Origin of the sequence: Actinomycetospora sp. (assembly GCF_036497585.1) — a bacterium.
In the GTDB taxonomy this organism is placed as follows: Bacteria; Actinomycetota; Actinomycetes; order Mycobacteriales; family Pseudonocardiaceae; genus Actinomycetospora.
The window spans coordinates 14,865-30,479 of record NZ_DASXJD010000161.1 but is presented as its reverse complement, the minus strand read 5'-3'; the positions used below and the strand labels follow the sequence as shown (position 1 = coordinate 30,479).

General features: G+C 74.2%; 18 protein-coding genes. 5 read left to right on the top strand and 13 right to left on the bottom strand.

Features of this window, described 5'->3' with window-relative positions:
• Positions 1-309: 309 nt before the first annotated feature.
• Both VGH76_RS15755 and VGH76_RS15750 read right to left on the bottom strand, forming a co-directional pair.
• Positions 310-798, bottom strand: a complete 489-nt coding sequence (locus VGH76_RS15755; RefSeq protein ID WP_331557634.1) for an SRPBCC family protein — start codon at positions 796-798, stop codon at positions 310-312.
• Entirely contained in the window at positions 795-1,145 is a 351-nt protein-coding gene (locus VGH76_RS15750; RefSeq protein WP_331557635.1) for a metalloregulator ArsR/SmtB family transcription factor, read from the bottom strand. Before VGH76_RS15750 ends, VGH76_RS15755 begins: the two co-directional genes overlap by 4 nt.
• 299 nt (positions 1,146-1,444) lie before the next feature.
• On the opposite strand from VGH76_RS15750, the gene VGH76_RS15745 reads away from it, so the two are divergent.
• Entirely contained in the window at positions 1,445-2,080 is a 636-nt protein-coding gene (locus tag VGH76_RS15745; RefSeq protein ID WP_331557633.1) for a TetR/AcrR family transcriptional regulator, read from the top strand.
• On the opposite strand, the gene VGH76_RS15740 is transcribed toward VGH76_RS15745, so the two are convergent.
• The 5 genes from VGH76_RS15740 to VGH76_RS15720 form a co-directional block, all read right to left on the bottom strand.
• On the bottom strand, positions 2,040-3,506 hold the full coding sequence (locus VGH76_RS15740; RefSeq protein ID WP_331557632.1) for a uracil-xanthine permease family protein: 1,467 nt from the start codon (positions 3,504-3,506) through the stop codon (positions 2,040-2,042). The genes VGH76_RS15745 and VGH76_RS15740 overlap by 41 nt on opposite strands.
• Positions 3,503-4,234 carry a helix-turn-helix domain-containing protein gene (locus tag VGH76_RS15735; protein ID WP_331557631.1) on the bottom strand — a complete coding sequence of 244 codons (732 nt, stop codon included), beginning with the start codon at positions 4,232-4,234 and terminating at the stop codon, positions 3,503-3,505. Before VGH76_RS15735 ends, VGH76_RS15740 begins: the two co-directional genes overlap by 4 nt.
• A gap of 46 nt (positions 4,235-4,280) precedes the next feature.
• A complete protein-coding gene (locus VGH76_RS15730; protein WP_331557630.1) occupies positions 4,281-4,472 on the bottom strand; it encodes a ferredoxin in 192 nt (63 codons plus the stop codon).
• Positions 4,473-4,519: 47 nt separating this feature from the next.
• A complete protein-coding gene (locus VGH76_RS15725; protein WP_331557629.1) occupies positions 4,520-5,710 on the bottom strand; it encodes a cytochrome P450 in 1,191 nt (396 codons plus the stop codon).
• An 88-nt stretch (positions 5,711-5,798) separates the two neighbouring features.
• A complete protein-coding gene (locus VGH76_RS15720) occupies positions 5,799-6,692 on the bottom strand; it encodes a LysR family transcriptional regulator (RefSeq protein WP_331557628.1) in 894 nt (297 codons plus the stop codon).
• A gap of 235 nt (positions 6,693-6,927) precedes the next feature.
• Here VGH76_RS15720 and solA point away from each other — a divergent pair, with 235 nt between their 5' ends.
• Positions 6,928-8,124: an N-methyl-L-tryptophan oxidase gene (solA, locus tag VGH76_RS15715; protein ID WP_331557627.1), complete on the top strand. Its 1,197-nt coding sequence runs from the start codon at positions 6,928-6,930 to the stop codon at positions 8,122-8,124.
• The gene (locus VGH76_RS15710; RefSeq protein WP_331557626.1) at positions 8,117-9,301 is read left to right on the top strand and encodes an aromatic ring-hydroxylating dioxygenase subunit alpha; all 1,185 of its coding nucleotides are present in this window, start codon (positions 8,117-8,119) and stop codon (positions 9,299-9,301) included. The genes solA and VGH76_RS15710 overlap by 8 nt, the downstream gene beginning before the upstream one ends.
• On the opposite strand, the gene VGH76_RS15705 is transcribed toward VGH76_RS15710, so the two are convergent.
• Positions 9,298-10,026, bottom strand: a complete 729-nt coding sequence (locus tag VGH76_RS15705; protein WP_331557625.1) for a PIG-L deacetylase family protein — start codon at positions 10,024-10,026, stop codon at positions 9,298-9,300. The two genes, VGH76_RS15710 and VGH76_RS15705, sit on opposite strands and share 4 nt — an antisense overlap.
• Positions 10,027-10,483: 457 nt before the next feature.
• On the opposite strand from VGH76_RS15705, the gene VGH76_RS15700 reads away from it, so the two are divergent.
• Together VGH76_RS15700 and VGH76_RS15695 are read left to right on the top strand one after the other, a co-directional pair.
• Positions 10,484-11,251 carry an APC family permease gene (locus VGH76_RS15700; protein ID WP_331557624.1) on the top strand — a complete coding sequence of 256 codons (768 nt, stop codon included), beginning with the start codon at positions 10,484-10,486 and terminating at the stop codon, positions 11,249-11,251.
• Complete coding sequence (locus VGH76_RS15695) at positions 11,146-12,126, top strand: APC family permease (RefSeq protein WP_331557623.1); 981 nt, start codon at positions 11,146-11,148, stop codon at positions 12,124-12,126. The genes VGH76_RS15700 and VGH76_RS15695 overlap by 106 nt, the downstream gene beginning before the upstream one ends.
• A 7-nt stretch (positions 12,127-12,133) precedes the next feature.
• On the opposite strand, the gene VGH76_RS15690 is transcribed toward VGH76_RS15695, so the two are convergent.
• The 5 genes from VGH76_RS15690 to VGH76_RS15670 all read right to left on the bottom strand — a co-directional run bounded on the left by VGH76_RS15690 (position 12,134) and on the right by VGH76_RS15670 (position 15,602).
• A complete protein-coding gene (locus VGH76_RS15690; protein ID WP_331557622.1) occupies positions 12,134-12,514 on the bottom strand; it encodes an MmcQ/YjbR family DNA-binding protein in 381 nt (126 codons plus the stop codon).
• Positions 12,515-12,523: 9 nt separating this feature from the next.
• On the bottom strand, positions 12,524-12,667 hold the full coding sequence (locus tag VGH76_RS15685; RefSeq protein WP_331557621.1) for a hypothetical protein: 144 nt from the start codon (positions 12,665-12,667) through the stop codon (positions 12,524-12,526).
• A 113-nt stretch (positions 12,668-12,780) separates the two neighbouring features.
• Positions 12,781-14,229 (bottom strand): hypothetical protein, encoded by a 1,449-nt coding sequence (locus VGH76_RS15680; RefSeq protein WP_331557620.1) that lies wholly within the window; start codon positions 14,227-14,229, stop codon positions 12,781-12,783.
• Between the two features lie 56 nt (positions 14,230-14,285).
• Complete coding sequence (locus tag VGH76_RS15675) at positions 14,286-15,113, bottom strand: Fpg/Nei family DNA glycosylase (protein ID WP_331557619.1); 828 nt, start codon at positions 15,111-15,113, stop codon at positions 14,286-14,288.
• A gap of 36 nt (positions 15,114-15,149) precedes the next feature.
• Positions 15,150-15,602, bottom strand: a complete 453-nt coding sequence (locus tag VGH76_RS15670; RefSeq protein ID WP_331557618.1) for a ribose-5-phosphate isomerase — start codon at positions 15,600-15,602, stop codon at positions 15,150-15,152.
• Positions 15,603-15,615: the final 13 nt, after the last annotated feature.

Here is a 15,615-nt window from a genome sequence, read left to right as displayed (position 1 = left end):
CACGATCCTCGAGGTGGACATAGAGTGCGGTCAGGAGGGCGTCACGGTCGTTCGTCACACAATGACCTTTGGCGCCCTCCGCCCACGTTCAGGTGAACGACACACCCCAAGATCTAATCGGACTCATTCATCTAGTCCCGTCGGCGGGTTCCCCGGAGCAGCCCGCACCGGTGCGGTCCTGGTCATGCTGGTCTCCGACTGCCGACGGGCCCGGACCTGGTAACCCAACGGTAAAGCCACTGCACGTGACAATTCCGCGGTCCCTCGACCCCGTACAGGCCCCTTCGGCCCAACCCGCCGGCGTCGGACTCACGCGGTGGAGCCGGCCAGCACCTCGTCCAGGCGCTCGTAGCCCTGGACGACACCCTCCTCCATCCCGCTCTCGAGCATCGCGTCGCGGACCTCGAAGGACTCGCCGAGCGAGAAGGCCTCGAGCCGGGTCCGCCCGCCGGGGAGCTCGACGAAGGTCATCGTCTCGATCGCGACGGCGTCCGGGAACCCCTCGTAGGTGAAGGTCTGCACGATGCGCTCGCCCTCACGCAGCTCGTGGAACGACCCGAAGAAGTGGTGCTCGGTCCGGTCCTCCCCGACGTGGGTGTAGCGGTAGCCGCCGCCGGTCTGCGCGTCCCACCGCTGGATCGTCATCGTGAGCCGGCGCGGGCCGAGCCAGCGGACGACGAGCTCGGGGTCGACGTGGGCGCGGTAGACCGCCGCCGGCGGCGCGTCGAACTCGCGGATGATGCGGATGGCGGGAACCATCGGGTCGGCGGTGATGCTGGTGGCGAGGGTGGTGTTCACGGGTCACTCCGGTGATCGGTGGCGTCGGGTGGGGTCATGTCGGCGAGCACCGCGTCGAGCCGCTGGTAGCGCAGCTCGGCGCGTCGGCGGTAGCGGTCGATCCAGCCGGTGAGCAGGTCGAACACGTCGACCTCGAGGTGCGCCCAGCGCTGCTGGCCGTCCTTGCGGCGGCTGATCAGACCGGCGGTCTCGAGCACGGCGAGGTGCTTCGAGACGGCCTGGAGGCTCACGTCGTAGGGCGCCGCGAGCTCCGTCACGGTGGCGTCGTCCGCGCTCAGGCGGGCGACGATGTCGCGCCGGATCGGGTCGGCCAGTGCGGCGAACACCCGGGAGAGCGAGTCGTCCACCGCGATCACCTGGCCTAATTCAACGTTCCGGTTGAGTACGAAGATAGGACCAAGGAGGAGGAGAAGTCAACGGCGGAGGGCACGGGAACGGGCGCACCCCGGGGTCACCACGGGGTCACCACCGAGGGCCTCGTCGGCGGCTTGGTGGGCGCGGGCGGCCTGCTCTAGGGAGTCGGCCCCGGGGCGGAGCCGAGCGGGTGGGTGATGCTCGAGCCATCAGCCACCCGCCCGATCATCCTCCCCGAACGTCACCGGCCCGGCCGGGTCGTCCGCGGACCTCCGACCGCGACAATGGGCGCATGTCCGTCGACGCGCCCGAGGGCGAGCAGCCGCGCCGCGTCGGCTCGCGCGCCGCGGCCAAGGCCCGGACCCACGAGAACCTCCTCGACGCCGGCCTGGCGGTGTTCGCCGACCGCGGCTACGGCGCCGCCTCCGTCGAGGAGATCGCCAAGCGCGCCGGGGTGTCGGTGGGCTCGGTGTACGCGCACTTCACCAGCAAGGAGAAGCTCTTCCTCGCCCTGCTCGAGCGCCGCGCGGACCGCGAGATCGCCCTCGCCGAGGCCGAGCTCACCGACGGGTTCGATGCGGTGCTGCCCGCGCTGGACCGCCGGCTGTGCGAGGAGGCCGACTCCGACCACCTCCCGCTGCTCGGCGCGGAGGCGTGGCTCTACGCGGTGCGCTCCGCGGAGTTCGGCGCGGGCCTCGCCGCGCACCAGGCCCGCGTCCAGGAGGTCGTCACCGGGCTCGTGGCCGCCGAGCGGGAGCGCCGCGGGGTGACGTGGTCGCTCGGGGACGCCGAGGTCGCCGCCGTCGTGTCCGCCCTCTACCAGGGCCTCGTGCAGGAGCGCCGGCTGCGCCGCGAGAGCGTGCCGGACGACCTGTTCGGCCGGACCCTCACCGCTCTGCTGCGGGGCCTGGAGGATCCGCCGAGCTGACGTCCTCGCGCGTGACGGCCGGTGTGGGATCGGACGCCGCCGGGCCGGACCCGTCGTCGGGACCCCCGCGGCCGGGCGCGAGCCGGCGCAGCGCGTGGTAGCCCACCACGACGACGACGGTGCCCAGCGCGATCCCGCCGAACTCGCCGCCGGAGAACCTGTACGCCACCCCGCCGACCCCGATGACGATGCCCGCGGCAAGCGGGACGAGCACCTCGGGCCGGGAGAAGTCCACGCGGTTCTCCACCCAGATACGGGCGCCGAGCAGGCCGATCATCCCGTAGAGCACCACGGTGATGCCGCCCAGCACCCCGCCCGGCGTCGCCGCCACGACCGCCCCGAACTTGGGGCAGAAGCCGATGAGGACCGCGACGAGCGCGGCCACCCAATAGGCCGCGGTCGAGTACACCCGCGTCGCGGCCATGACGCCGATGTTCTCCGCGTAGGTCGTGGTCGGGGAGCCGCCGACCGCCCCGGCCACCGCGGTCGCGATGCCGTCCGCGGCCAGCGCGCGACCGAGGTAGGGGTCGAGCTCCTCGCGGGTCATCGACGCGACGGCCTTGACGTGCCCGGTGTTCTCGGCGATCAGCGCGACGACGACGGGGACGACGAGGACGATCGCCGATCCGCTGAAGGCGGGCAGGTGCAGGCCAGGGGCGTCGGGGGTGCCGAACGGCAGGCCGACCCACGGCGCGTCGGCGACCTTGGACAGGTCGAGCCGCGGGTGGGTTGAGACGATCCCGGACGCGTTCGCCGCGGTGATCGGCCCGAGCGTGGCGTCGAGCAGGGCGGAGAGCAGGTAGCCCACGACGAGTCCCACGAGGACGGCCAGCCGGCCGAGCATCCCCCGGCCCGCCACCGCCACGACCATGACGACCAGCATCGTCACCAGCGCGACGCCCTGGTCCTGGGGCCAGTAGGTGCCGGCGACCACCGGGGCCAGGTTGAGACCGATGAGCAGCACCACGGCGCCGGTGACCGCCGGCGGCAGGATCGCCGAGATCGTCCGGGCGCCACCGAGGTGCACGGCGAGGCCGACGAGGGCGAGCACCACGCCGGTCAGCGCGATCGCCCCGGTGACCTCGGCGCTGGTCCCGCCGCCGGCCCGCACCGCGGCGACCGCCCCGACGAACGAGGCGCTGGTCCCGAGATAGCTCGGCACGCGCCCGCGCGTCATGAGCAGGAAGAGCATCGTCGCGAGCCCGGAGAGCAGGATCGCGAGATTGGGGTCGAGCCCCATGAGCACGGGGAAGACGAAGGTCGCCCCGAACATCGCGAGGACGTGCTGCATGCCGAGGCCGACGGTGCGGCCCCAGCTCATCCGCTCCTCGGGCCGCACCACCTCGCCGGGGCCCGGCGCCCGGCCGTCGCCACGCAGCGTCCATCGCAGGGGATTCGGGCGGGCCGGGGGCGCCGTACCGGTCACTCAGCTCTCCGCGGTGTGGACGTGCTCGGGTGGGACGGGTCGGTCTCGCTCGGGCCCGCGTGCGCTGCACCGGCGGCGGCGAAGGCGCCGGCGAGGCGCTCGGCGACCTCGCTGGTCGGCGGCGGGTCGAGCGCGGGCAGCGTCGAGCGGTGACCCTCGGCGGCGAGGGCGTCGAGCACGAAGGTGCGGTAGCGCTCCCAGCGGTCGGGCCGCACGTCCTCGCCGAAGGGGGCGGCCGTGGCGACGACCATGACGGCCGCGGCGGGGATGTCGCGCGCCTCGGCGTCGGGGCGCAGCACCCCGGCAGCCCGGGCCCGGGTGACGAGGTCGGAGAGTGGGCCGATGAAGCGCAGCGCCACCTCGGTGGTGAAGGCGCCGGAGTCCTTGGCGGCCCGCAGGATCCCCTGCCGGTGGTGCAGCGCGCGGGCGATCTCCTCGACCACCCGGACCACCGCGCCCCACGGGTCGTCGTCGACCGCGGCCCGGGCCAGTAGTGGCTCGACGGCCTCCTCGAAGTACTCGGCGAACACCGCAGCGACGAGCTCGTCGCGTCCGGCGAAGCGCCGGTAGAGGGTGGAGGGGCCGACGCCGGCGCGCCGGGCGACGTCCTCGAGCGGTACCTCGGGACCGACCTGCTCGAACGCCTCCCGCGCCGCAGCGACGATCGCGCGGTGATTGCGCAACGCGTCCGCACGCAGCGGCCGCGACGAGAGGCCCGGCCCGGTCACGGCCCGTGAATCTAGCAGCGTCGGCGCCCTGACCGGGGATTTCTCCTCATTCCTCGATCGAGAGAGCTCCTGAGGGGCAGGACCCGACGGCGTTGCGCGCGGCGTCCGCGTCCTTGCCCTCCGGGCTCTCCTCGAGGATCACGACGATCGCGTCGTCGTCCTGGTCGAAGACGTTCTCGGCGGCGAGCACGCAGTTGCCCGCGCCGATGCAGACGTCACGGTCGGCCTTGATCTTCATGGGGGTGGGGTCCTCTCCCGGTGGTGTCGGTGTGGGACGGGTCGATCTCACCAGGTGATCGGCAGGCTCCGCAGGCCGTGGACCAAGCTGGCCGACCGGAAGTCGACATCGTCGAACGGGATCGCCGGGGCCAGCGTCGGGAACCGTCGCAGGAGCGCGGGGAAGGCGGTCGCCATCTCCATCCGCGCGAGCGGGGCGCCGAGGCAGTGGTGGACGCCGTGCCCGAACGCGACGTGGTGGCTCGCGGCGCGCCCGACGTCGAGGCGGTCCGGGTCCTCGACGAGGGCCCGGTCGCGGTCCGCGGCGGGGAGGGAGACGACGAGCACGTCGCCCGGCGCCACGGCCTGCCCCGCGACCTCGGTGGTGGTCGTGGCCACGCGGGGCACCCCGCTGTGCACCACCGACAGGTAGCGCATCAGCTCCTCGACGGCGGGGGCGGTGACCGCGGGGTCGTCGCGCACCATCGCAGCCTGCTCAGGGTTGCGCAGCAGGGCGAGCGTGCCGATGGCGAGCATGTTCGCGGTGGTCTCGTGGCCGGCGATGAGCAGCAGCGAGGCGACGCCGACGAGCTCGGTGCGGGTGAGGTCGTCGCCGTGCTCGCGCACGAGCATGCCGAGCATGTCGTGGCCGGGCTCGGCCAGGGCACGGTCGACCAGGTCACCCATGTAGGCCCGCGACTCCATCGCGACCTTCCCGCGCTCCTCCATCGGGCGGGTGAGGTCGAGCTGCTTCGCGGCGCGGCCGTGGAACTCGGCGCGGTCGGAGTAGGGCACCCCGAGCAGCTCGCAGATGACGAGGCTGGGAACCGGGAGCGCGAAGTCGGGCACGAGGTCGGCGGGCGGGCCGGCCTGGGCCATCGCGTCGAGGTGGGCGTCGACGATCTCGGCGATCCGCGGCTGGAGCCGCCGGATCCGCTTGACGGTGAACTCGCCGGTGAGCAGCCGCCGCAGCCGCGTGTGCTCGGGCGGGTCGAGCATGAGCAGGTTGCCCGAGCGCTGCTCCTCGGGCGTCGCGCCGGGCACCGGGACCACCGGCAGGCCGGCGCTGGAGAACCGGGTGGCGTCGCCGAGGACCTCGCGGGCGTCCTCGTAGCGCGTGACCAGCCAGGCCGGGCGGCCGAGAGGGGTGGTGACCTGGGCGAGGCCCGGCCGCTCGCGGAACCCGGCCATCTCGGCGGGCGGGTCGAAGCGGTCACGGCGCATGTGCAGGGGCGGCACCGGTGTCTGCGCGCTGGCCATGGGGACTCCTCGGTGGTCGGGGGGCGGTCCGACCTCCCCGACGGTAGCACCGGAAACGGAAGTGGGCTGTCAGATAGGAGTGAGCTGCTCAGGCCGGCTGCGCGCACTCCTTGGCCGCCTCGACGAAGTGCATGACCGCCGGGGAGCGGTCGGTGCGCCGCCACGCGACCTGCAGCGCGACCTGCGGCACCTCGCCGGTCAGGGGCAGGAAGACGACGCCGGGCGGGCGGAGGTTCGCGTAGTAGGAGGGCTGCAGCGACACCCCGAGACCGGCCGCGACCAGGCCGAGCTGGGTCTCGATGTCCGCGCCCTCGGCCACGATGCGAGGGCTGAAGCCGTGCTCGAGGCAATAGCCGACGATGATGTCGAAGAAGGCGCGGCCCAACGGGCGCGGCCAGAGCACGAACGGCTCGTCGGCGAGGGCCTCCGGCACGATCTCGGTGCCGTCGGCGAGCGGGTGGTCGGCGGGCAGCGCGGCGAGCAGGGGCTCGGCGACGAGGTGCTCGACCGCCACCGCTTCGGTGGAGGCCGCGGCGCGCACCAGGCCGACGTCGAGGCGGCCGTCGGCGATGGCGACGAGCTGGGCGGAGGTGTCCTGCTGATTGACCTCGAGCTGCAGGTCCGGGAAGCGGGCCCGCATCGACCGGAGGATGCGCGGCGTGATCGAGGCGAGCGCGGTGCCGACCGAGCCGACGGTGAGCAGCCCGACGGCGCCGTTCGCGGCCTGGGTGACCAGCGTCTGCGCGCGCTCGGCCTCGTACAGCACCCGGGGCGCGGCGTCGAGCAGGACCTGCCCGGCGGGGGTGAGCTCGGTGGCGCGGCTGGAGCGGTCGAAGAGCGCCGTCCCGAGGGTGCGTTCCAGCGCCCGAATCTGCTGGGAGAGCGCGGGTTGGCTGACGTGCAGCCGGCGCGCGGCGCGGCTGAAGTGCAGCTCGGCGGCGACGGCGAGGAACGTCCGCAGCTGCCGGAGCTCCAGATCCATGCCCACGATCGTGCCCTGTCCCGGCGAGGAGTGACCCGATGACCCGCGAGCAGCACCGGACCGTGACCGAGGACGCCGTCCGGCCGGAGCAACTCGATCGACGTTCGTTAGCGAGCTGATAAGCCCGGCCTTCTCACAGCAGTCAGAGCGCCGATCACCGATCCCCACCACGAGCGCATGCCGCCGACCAGGGTGGACACATCACGATCCCCGATCAGGGAGCGCATCCGCTCACATGAATCGCGACCACCGCTACGTCGTCGTCGGGTGCGGCGGCCTCGGGTCCGCCGCCCTCTACTGGCTGGCCCGGGCCGCCGGGAGCAGGGACGGCGCCGTGCTCGGCCTCGAGGCCCACCACCTCGGCCACGACCGCGGCGCCAGTCAGGACCACAGCCGCATCATCCGCTACGCCCAGCACCAGGACGCGTACGCCGCCCTCGCTCCCGCGGCCTACGACACCTGGCACGACGTCGAGCGCGTCTCCGGGCAGCAGCTGGTCACCGAGACCGGCGGGCTGGTGATCGAGGACGTCGACGCGCGCGCGCACGCCGACACCGGCACCCGCAACATGGACGGCTACCGCGCCGTCGCCGCCCGCCACGGCGTCCCGATCGAGGAGCTGGACGCGACGGCCGTCGCCGCGCGCTGGCCCCAGTTCCGCCTCGCCGGCAGCGAGCAGGCGATCTACCAGCAGCGCTCCGGCATCGTCGACGCGCGCCGCGCCAACGCCACCCACGTCGCCCTCGCTCGGGGCCACGGCGCCCACGTCGAGCAGGACACCCCGGTCCGCGCGCTGCACCCGACGCGCGACGGCGTGGAGGTCGTCACCGACGACGAGGTCTACCGCGCCGAGCAGGTGATCGTCACCGCCGACGCCCGCACCAACGAGGTCCTCGAGGGTGTCGGACGCGAGCTCCCCCTCACCGTGCTGCAGGAGCAGGTCACCTACTACGCCACCCCGAACCTGCTCGACTTCTCCCCGGAGAAGTTCCCCGTCTTCATGTGGCACGGCGCCGAGAACTTCTACGGCTTCCCGGTCTACGGCGAGGTCGCGACGAAGCTCGGCCAGCACATGGGCGGCCACGAGGTCACCGCCGACTCCCGCACGTTCGAGGCCGACCCGCTGCGGCGCAAGCGCCAGGAGGAGTTCCTCGCCGACCACGTCCCCGGCTTCGGCGGCCCCGAGCTCTACACCAAGACCTGCCTCTACACGATCCCGCCGGACCAGCACTTCGTCATCGACACGGTGCCCGAGGCGCCGAACGTCCACGTCGCTGTCGGGGCCGGCCACGCGTTCAAGTTCGCCTCCCTGATCGGCCGGATCCTCGCCGAGCTCGCGACGGCGGGCCGCAGCCGGCACCCCGTCGACACCTTCACCCTCGACCGGCCCGCCCTGCTCGACCCGCACTTCGGCCGCCGGTTCCATGTCTGACCTGCACTACACCCTCCCCCAGGCCGCCTACACCGACCCCGACGTCTTCGCCGCCGACCTCGAGCACGTCTTCGCCCGACACTGGACCTTCGCGGGGCACTCCTGCGAGCTCGGCCCCGGCGACTGGTTCCGGATCGCGCTCGGGCGCGACCAGGCGATCGTCGTGCGCGACCTCGACGGCACCCTGCGCGCCCACCACGACGTCTGCGCGCACCGCGGCTCCCGCGTCACGACCGCCGAGCGCGGCACCGCGAAGGCGTTCGTCTGCCCGTACCACCAGTGGGTCTACGGGCTCGACGGCTGCCTGCGCTCGGCCCGACTGATGGGCGACCAGTTCACGACGGCCGGTGTGCGGCTCGCCCCGGTCGCGGTGCGGGAGACCGCGGGGCTGGTGTTCGTCTGCCCCGCGGCCACGCCCGACGAGGCGCCGGAGTTCGACGGGTTCGCCGACGCCGCGGCGCGCCACCTCGGCCCGCACGGGCTCGAGCAGGCGCGCATCGTGGCCCGCGACCACTACCGCGTGGCCGCGAACTGGAAGACGCTCGTCGAGAACAACCGCGAGTGCTACCACTGTCGCGGCAGCCACCCGGAGTTCTCGCTGTCCAACTTCGAGCAGGGCACCCACGGCGACGTGCGGCTGAACCCGCGCTACGACGCCGCCCTCGCGGAGGCCCGCGCCCGGTGGGCGGCGCGCGGCCTCGCCACCGACGAGGTCAGCTTCCCCGGGGGGTCCTGGTACCGCTTCACGCGGCTGCCGCTGCGCGAGGGGTTCACGACGGAGACCCTGGACGGCGGCCTGGTCGCGCCGGTGATGGGGACACTGCCCGACCCCGACGTCGGGTCGCTGCGCGTCGTCGGGCTGCCGAACCTGTGGGCGCACGCCAACGCCGACTACGCGATGACCACCCGGCTCACTCCGGTCGACACCGGGACCACCGACGTCGAGGTCTGCTTCCTCGTCGACGTGGACGCGCAGCTGGACGACGGCGACGTCGACGCGCTCGCCGCGGTGTGGCGGGCCACCTCGGAGCAGGACTGGGCGCTCTGCGAGGCGACCTACGCCGGCGTCGCGTCCCGCGGCTATCGGCCGGGGCCGCTCTCGCCGGTCGTCGAGGCCTCGGTCGCGTCGTTCCTCGACTGGTACGAGCTGTTGTCGCGCCGCGGGAGCGCGGCCTAGAACACCAGCTCGAACGACACGCGCGGGCGGTCGGTGTCGCCGCCGACCATCCGGGTGACGACGTCGCGGGCCTGGTCGGCGACCGGGCGGTCGTCGAGGGCCTCCAGGTAGCACCGGTGGCAGGTCAGCGAGGCGATCGCCCGCTCCACGTGGCCGGTGACGTCGACGGCGTGCCGCCCCGTGGGCGAGTGCCCGACGACGAGGTGGCGCACCTCGTGCGGCTCGAGGCCCTCCGCGGCGAGCTCGGGGTGGAGCCAGCGGTTGCCCGCCTCACCCACGGCGTCGATCGTCGCCCGACCGACCGCGCGGTGGTCGGCCGAGTTCCAGCCAACGGGCTGGCCGTCGGGCCCCGGCCAGCGCTCCGCGTGGTTCAGCGCGACCACCAGCTCGGGGCGCACCTGCCTGACGACCCGGGCGATGTCACGACGCAGCGCCACGCCCTCGACGACGACGCCGTCGGGGTGGTCGAGGAACCGCACGTCCTCGACCCCGACCTCCGCCGCGCTCGCCCGCTCCTCAGCCTCCCGGGCGGGCCCCGCGGCGTCGGGGGGCATCGTCGCGATCCCCGCCTCGCCGCGCGTGACCAGCAGGTACGCCACCCGCCTGCCCGCGGCGGTCCACGCGGCGACGGCCGCGGACACCCCGTACTCGAGGTCGTCGGGGTGGGCGGCGACGGCGAGGGCGGTCGTCCAGTCGTCGGGCAGCGGCGCGGCGTCGGGCTCCATGACGGTGACCCTGCACCCTCGACCATGGTCGAGGTCCAGCCGTCATCCGGTCGAAGGACGAATCTTCTGTACCGGCCCGATCCGGACAACACTCGACGTCCGCGCGGCCTTCGTCGCGCACAGCGCCTGCGCCTCGCGGCCCTGGATCACGCGGTTCGGCGGACCCGACCCGCTGCGCAGCGGAGCGCCGAACGCCGACGGGCAGGCCGCGATCGCGCGGCTCGTCGCCGCCGCGGTGGCGGCGCCGGCCCCCGCGCCCGCGGCTCCGCAGCCCGCCGCGCCGTCGTCGGGAAGCCTCCTGCGGGTGTCCCCCGGACAGCTCGTCGCCCCGCTCTTCGGAGCGGGATCCCGCCGCCACCCGTCACGATGCGTCGACGAGGTGTGAGCTCGGTGTGAGCAGTGGTGCTCGAACGGGTAGTGCTCCCTCGCCCCGAACCCCACCGTGACGAGGTGACCCATGACGGACACGAGTGCCGGCACGACGTCCGTCACCCGGGAACGGCGGCCCGACGCCGGGCTGCACAAGGCCCTGGGGTTCTGGTCGCTGCTCGCGGCGGGCCTGGGCAGCGTCATCGGCTCCGGGTGGCTGTTCTCCTCGCTCTACGCCGCCCAGGACGCCGGGCCCGCCGCCCTGCTCGCGTGGGTCATCGGCGGGGCGCTCATGCTGCTGGTCGCCATGGTGTTCGCCGAGCTCGGGATGGCGAAGCCGGAGTCGGGCGGGCTCGTGCGCTACCCGATGTACTCCCACGGCGGCCTCACCGCCGGCATCGTCGGGTGGGCGATGTGGATCAGCTACGTCGGCAACCCGTCCACCGAGGCCGCCGGCGTCGTGCAGTACGCCGCGAGCTACCTGCCGGGCGTCTACGACGGCAAGTCCCTGACCGGGCTCGGCATCCTCATCGCCGTCGTCCTCATGGCCGTCTTCGTGGCCCTCAACTGGTTCGGCGTGCTGCTCTTCGCCCGCTCGAACACCGTCGTCACCGCCATCAAGATCCTGATCCCGACGACGACCGTGGTGCTGCTGATCGCCTCCGGGTTCGACTCGACGAACCTCACCGACCACGGCGGGTACGCGCCCTACGGCTGGGAGGCCGCGCTCTCGACGATCGCGACGGCGGGATGGTGTTCGCCTACACCGGCTTCCGGAACGTCATCGAGCTCTCCGGCGAGGTCCGCAACCCCCGCCACACCGTGCCGCGGGCCCTCATCACCACCATCGTCGTGACGATCGTGCTCTACCTGGGCCTGCAGCTCGCGTTCCTCGGCGCGGTGCCCGCGTCGCTGCTCGGGGGCGGGTGGCACGGCGTCAACTTCGACTCGCCGTTCGCGAACCTCGCGATGGTCCTCGGCCTGTCCTGGCTGTCGTGGACCCTCATCGCGGACTCGATGCTCTCGCCGTCGGGGTCGGGGATCGTCTACACCGCGTCGAACTCGCGCAACGTGTTCGGGCTGGCCAAGAACGGGTTCTTCCCGAACTCGCTCACGGCGCTCAACCGCCGCGGGGTGCCGGCCCGCGCGCTGGTCCTGAACTTCGTCGTCGGGCTGGCCTACCTTCTCCCGCTGCCGAGCTGGCACTCGATCATCTCCGTGACCGGCTCGATCGCGGCGTTCACCTTCCAGATCGGAGCGGTGTCGCTGGTGGCGTTCCGCGCGGCGGGGCTCACCCGCCGCGACACCCGGTTGCGGGGCATGACCGTGATCGCACCGGCGGCGTTCGTGGTGTCCTCGCTGGTGGTGTTCTGGACCTCCTGGTCGAAGCTCTGGATCGGCATGGTGATCATCGGGCTGGGGATCGTCTGGTACGCCGTGGTGTGGCTGCGCTCGAGCCGGACGGTCGCGGAGCTGACCGGGGGCACGTGGCTCGTGGTGTACCTGGTGGGGCTGACGATCCTGTCGGCGCTCGGCAGCTTCGGTGGCGCGCACGTGCTCCCCGCGCCCTGGGACTCCGTCGTCGTCGCGGCGTTCTCGCTGGCGACCTACCTGTGGGGCGCCCGGAGCGGGACCGCCTACATGGAGGCCCGGCCCGAGATGGTGCGCCGGCTGCGGGCGGAGGCCGACGAGGACCGCGGCGACGCCCCGGAACCGGTGGCCGCGACCTGACGCCCGGTCAGGCGTCGAGCAGGCGGGCGAGCGTCTTCGGGGCGACGGCCCGGAAGGCGTCCGCGGCGATCCCGGCCAGCTCGGTCTCGTCGATGGCGTCCTCGCCGGCGAGGTCGAGACGGAGGCCGAGCCAGCCGCGGTGCCCGACGTAGGGCGGGACGAAGAACCGGGCCGGTTCGGCGGCGACCAGCTCGGCGGTCACTCCCGGCGGCGCGGCAGCCCAGATCGCGGTGTGCGGGTCGCCGTGGACGCGGTCGGCGAACGTCACGAACGTCTTCTTCCCACGGACGAACCACGCGGGCGACCCGTGGCTCGGGCGCTCGACGACCTCCGGCAGCGCCAGGCACGCCGCGCGCACGGCGGTCAGGATGCGTTCGACGTCGGCCACGGCGGCGCCTCAGATCAGCAGGGCCAGCGCCAGGAGCGACGCCACCATGACCACGACGACGACCACCGGCGCGGCGCCGCGAGCCCACCACGGCCGCTCGCCCGGGATCGGGGGCGACTCGAACGCGCGATCCAGGAACTGCCGCTCCGACATTGTCGCCCCCGCGTGCTGTCCGCTTCGTCCGGTGCCACGCTAGCGCAGATCCGGGCCCTGGCCGGTTCGTCACCGTTGAAGGTCACGAACCGGCCGTTCGTACGCCGGGGCCGCTAGCTCGACGCGGCGTGCCGGGCCCGACGGGCGCCACCGTGGCCGTCGCCGGAGACGCGCTGCTCGGGCGCGTCGGACCGCGCGTGCCGGCCGGTGTCGGCCGGGCGACGGCGGGTGGGGCGACCGTCCGAGGACGGGTCCCGGGGCTCGGGCGTCCGCGCCTCCGCGCTGAGCGGCGCCCGCGCCTCCCCGCGATCGCGGGGCGACCGGGCCAAAGGAGCGGCGGCGGCGCCGGCCCCGAAGCTCAGCGAGCTCGGGCGCGCCACGGACTCCTCGGCCGCCGCAGGCGCGGGCCGCTCGTCAGGCGCCGGGCGCGCCACCGACTCCTCGGCCGCCGGGCCCTCGGGCCCGTCCTCGTGCGAGCGCCGGCCGGACCGGGGCTCGGGACGGTGCCGATGGGTCGCGTCGTGGGAGGCCCGCCGTCGGGAGCCGGTCGTCTCGTCGGGGCGCCGCCGCGAGCCGCGGGCCCGTCGGTGCTGCGTGCGGGTGGGCGTCGACGGCGGGTCGTCGGCCGCAGCGCGTGGGCTGGGCACGGCACCGTCGGGGGCGGCGCCCTCGGGGAGGGCCTCGGCCGCAGCCCGGCGGTCGCGGACCCGCCCGTCGCGCAGCGGCAGGGTCTCCCCCGCGCCGGCCGAGCGCATCCGCTCGGCCTCCTGCTCGAGCTCGCGCGCCGCGAACTCCGCCGACAGCACGGCGCGCACCGCGTACCGGTCCCGCGAGCCCGCGCCGGTGTGGCGGCCCGGGGTCCGCGGCAACGTGGTGGTGGGCTCGTCGGGGTCGTCCGCGGGGGGCCCGGTCGTCGAGGTCCGGGGCGCGGGGACGGCCGGGGCGGGCCCGGCGGGGACGACGGCGGTCTCCGCGGCGCGCGGCGCGGCCGGCGGGCGAGCGGGAGCGGGCACGGGCGCGGCCAGGCGTGCAGCCAGTCTCGGCATCCCACCGCTGGAAGCGGCCGGCCCACCACCGTCCGGGGCGCTCGCGAGGACCGCACTCGTCACGATCGGGGTGGCGGCGGTCCGGACGGCGTCGGCGAGGTCGTCGGTCGGTGCCCCGGTGTCCGGCTCGGACCGGGGCGCCGGCGCGTCCTGCGATCCGTCGTCGCCGGACGGTCCCGCCCCCTCCCGCTCCTCCCGGCGCCGCGGCCGCGCGGGCCGGACCGGCACCGGGACAAACGGCATCTCCGCGACCGGTACCCGGGTCCGCGCGGCCGCCGCCGCGCGCCGACGGCGAGCCCGCGTCCCGGCGGCCGAGCCCAGGAAGGCGAGCCCGACCAGCGTCCAGAAGCCCGCCACCGCGAGTTGGTACCAGGGCGGCGGCGAGGAGAGGAGCGCGAGCTGCGCGCCGGCGGCGGCCAGCGAGACCAGGCCGAGCACGACCGCCGTCGTCGGGCGGGTCGTCAGTTGCCACCGCGGCCGACCCGGGCGCGAACGCAGCAGGACCACGGAGCGCACCGGCCGCCTCCTCACATGTCACCCGGACGAGTGACCTGCTCGTTATAGCACCTCGCTCAGGTTGCGCTCTGACAGGTCGGGCACCAGAAGAGGTTCCGGGCCGCGTGGGGGCGCCGGACCACCTCGGTGCCGCACAGCAGGCACGGCAGACCCGCGCGGCGGTACACGTAGACGAGTCGCCCGCAGGTGCGGTCGTGGCGCCGGCCGGGGTGGTGGCAGCGCAGGTCGGCGTGCTCGGGGCGCAGGGTGTCGATCGAGCCGCGGCGCACCCCGTCGGCGAGCAGGTCGACCAGGTCGTCCCACACCGCGTCGAACCGCGGGCGGCCCAGCTCCCGCCCCGGGACCAGCGGGTCCAGCCCGTGCCGGAACAGCACCTCGGCCCGGTAGACGTTGCCGACCCCGGCGATGACCGACTGGTCCATGAGCAGCGTCGCGATCGGCGAGCGGGAGCGGGAGATTCGCCGCCACGCCTGCTCGGGGTCCGCGTCGCGTCGTAGCGGGTCGGCGCCGAGTCGCTCGTGCAGCGCCGCCACTTCGTCCTCGGTGAGCACCTCGCACGCGGTGGCCCCGCGCAGGTCGGCGAAGTGGGTACTCCCGACCATCCGCATGCGGACCTGCCCCACCGGCTCCGGCACGCCGTGGACGGGGATCGCCGTCAGGGAGAACTTCCCGTAGAGGCCGAGGTGGACGTGGACGACGAGGTCGGGCTCGTAGACGTGGAAGAGGTGCTTGCCGTGGGCGTCGACGGAGCGCAGCACGCGCCCGTCGACGAGCTCCGCGCCCGCGGTGAAGCGGCCCTGCGGCGAGCTGACCGCGACCTCGTGGCCGCGGAAGCGCCGCCCGTGCGAGCCCGCGAGGCGGCGGATCGTGTGGCCCTCAGGCATGTGAGCGGATGTGGTCGCCGGGACGACGAAATCCGCTCACATGGGCTCGCCCTTCTCGTACCGGTCGAGCATGTCGATCCGGCGCTGATGGCGGCCGCCCTCGAAGCCGGTCGCGAGGAACGCCGTGACGATCGTCGTCGCGTCCTCGGCGGAGTGCATGCGCGCGCCGACCGCCACGACCTGGGCGTTGTTGTGCCGACGGGCGAGCTCGGCGGTCTCGGTGCTCCAGGCCAGGGCCGCGCGGCAGCCGCGGACCTTGTTCGCGGCGATCTGCTCGCCGTTGCCGGAGCCGCCGATGACGACGCCGAGGCTGCCTGGGTCGGCGACGGTCCGCTCGCCGGTGGCGACGCAGTACGGCGGGTAGTCGTCGTCGGCGTCGTAGACCTCCGGGCCCACGTCGACGACCTCGTGGCCCGCGGCGGTCAGTTCGCGGAGCAGATGGGCTTTCAGCTCGAAGCCCGCGTGGTCGGAGCCGATGTAGACGCGCACGGTGGCGCAGTGT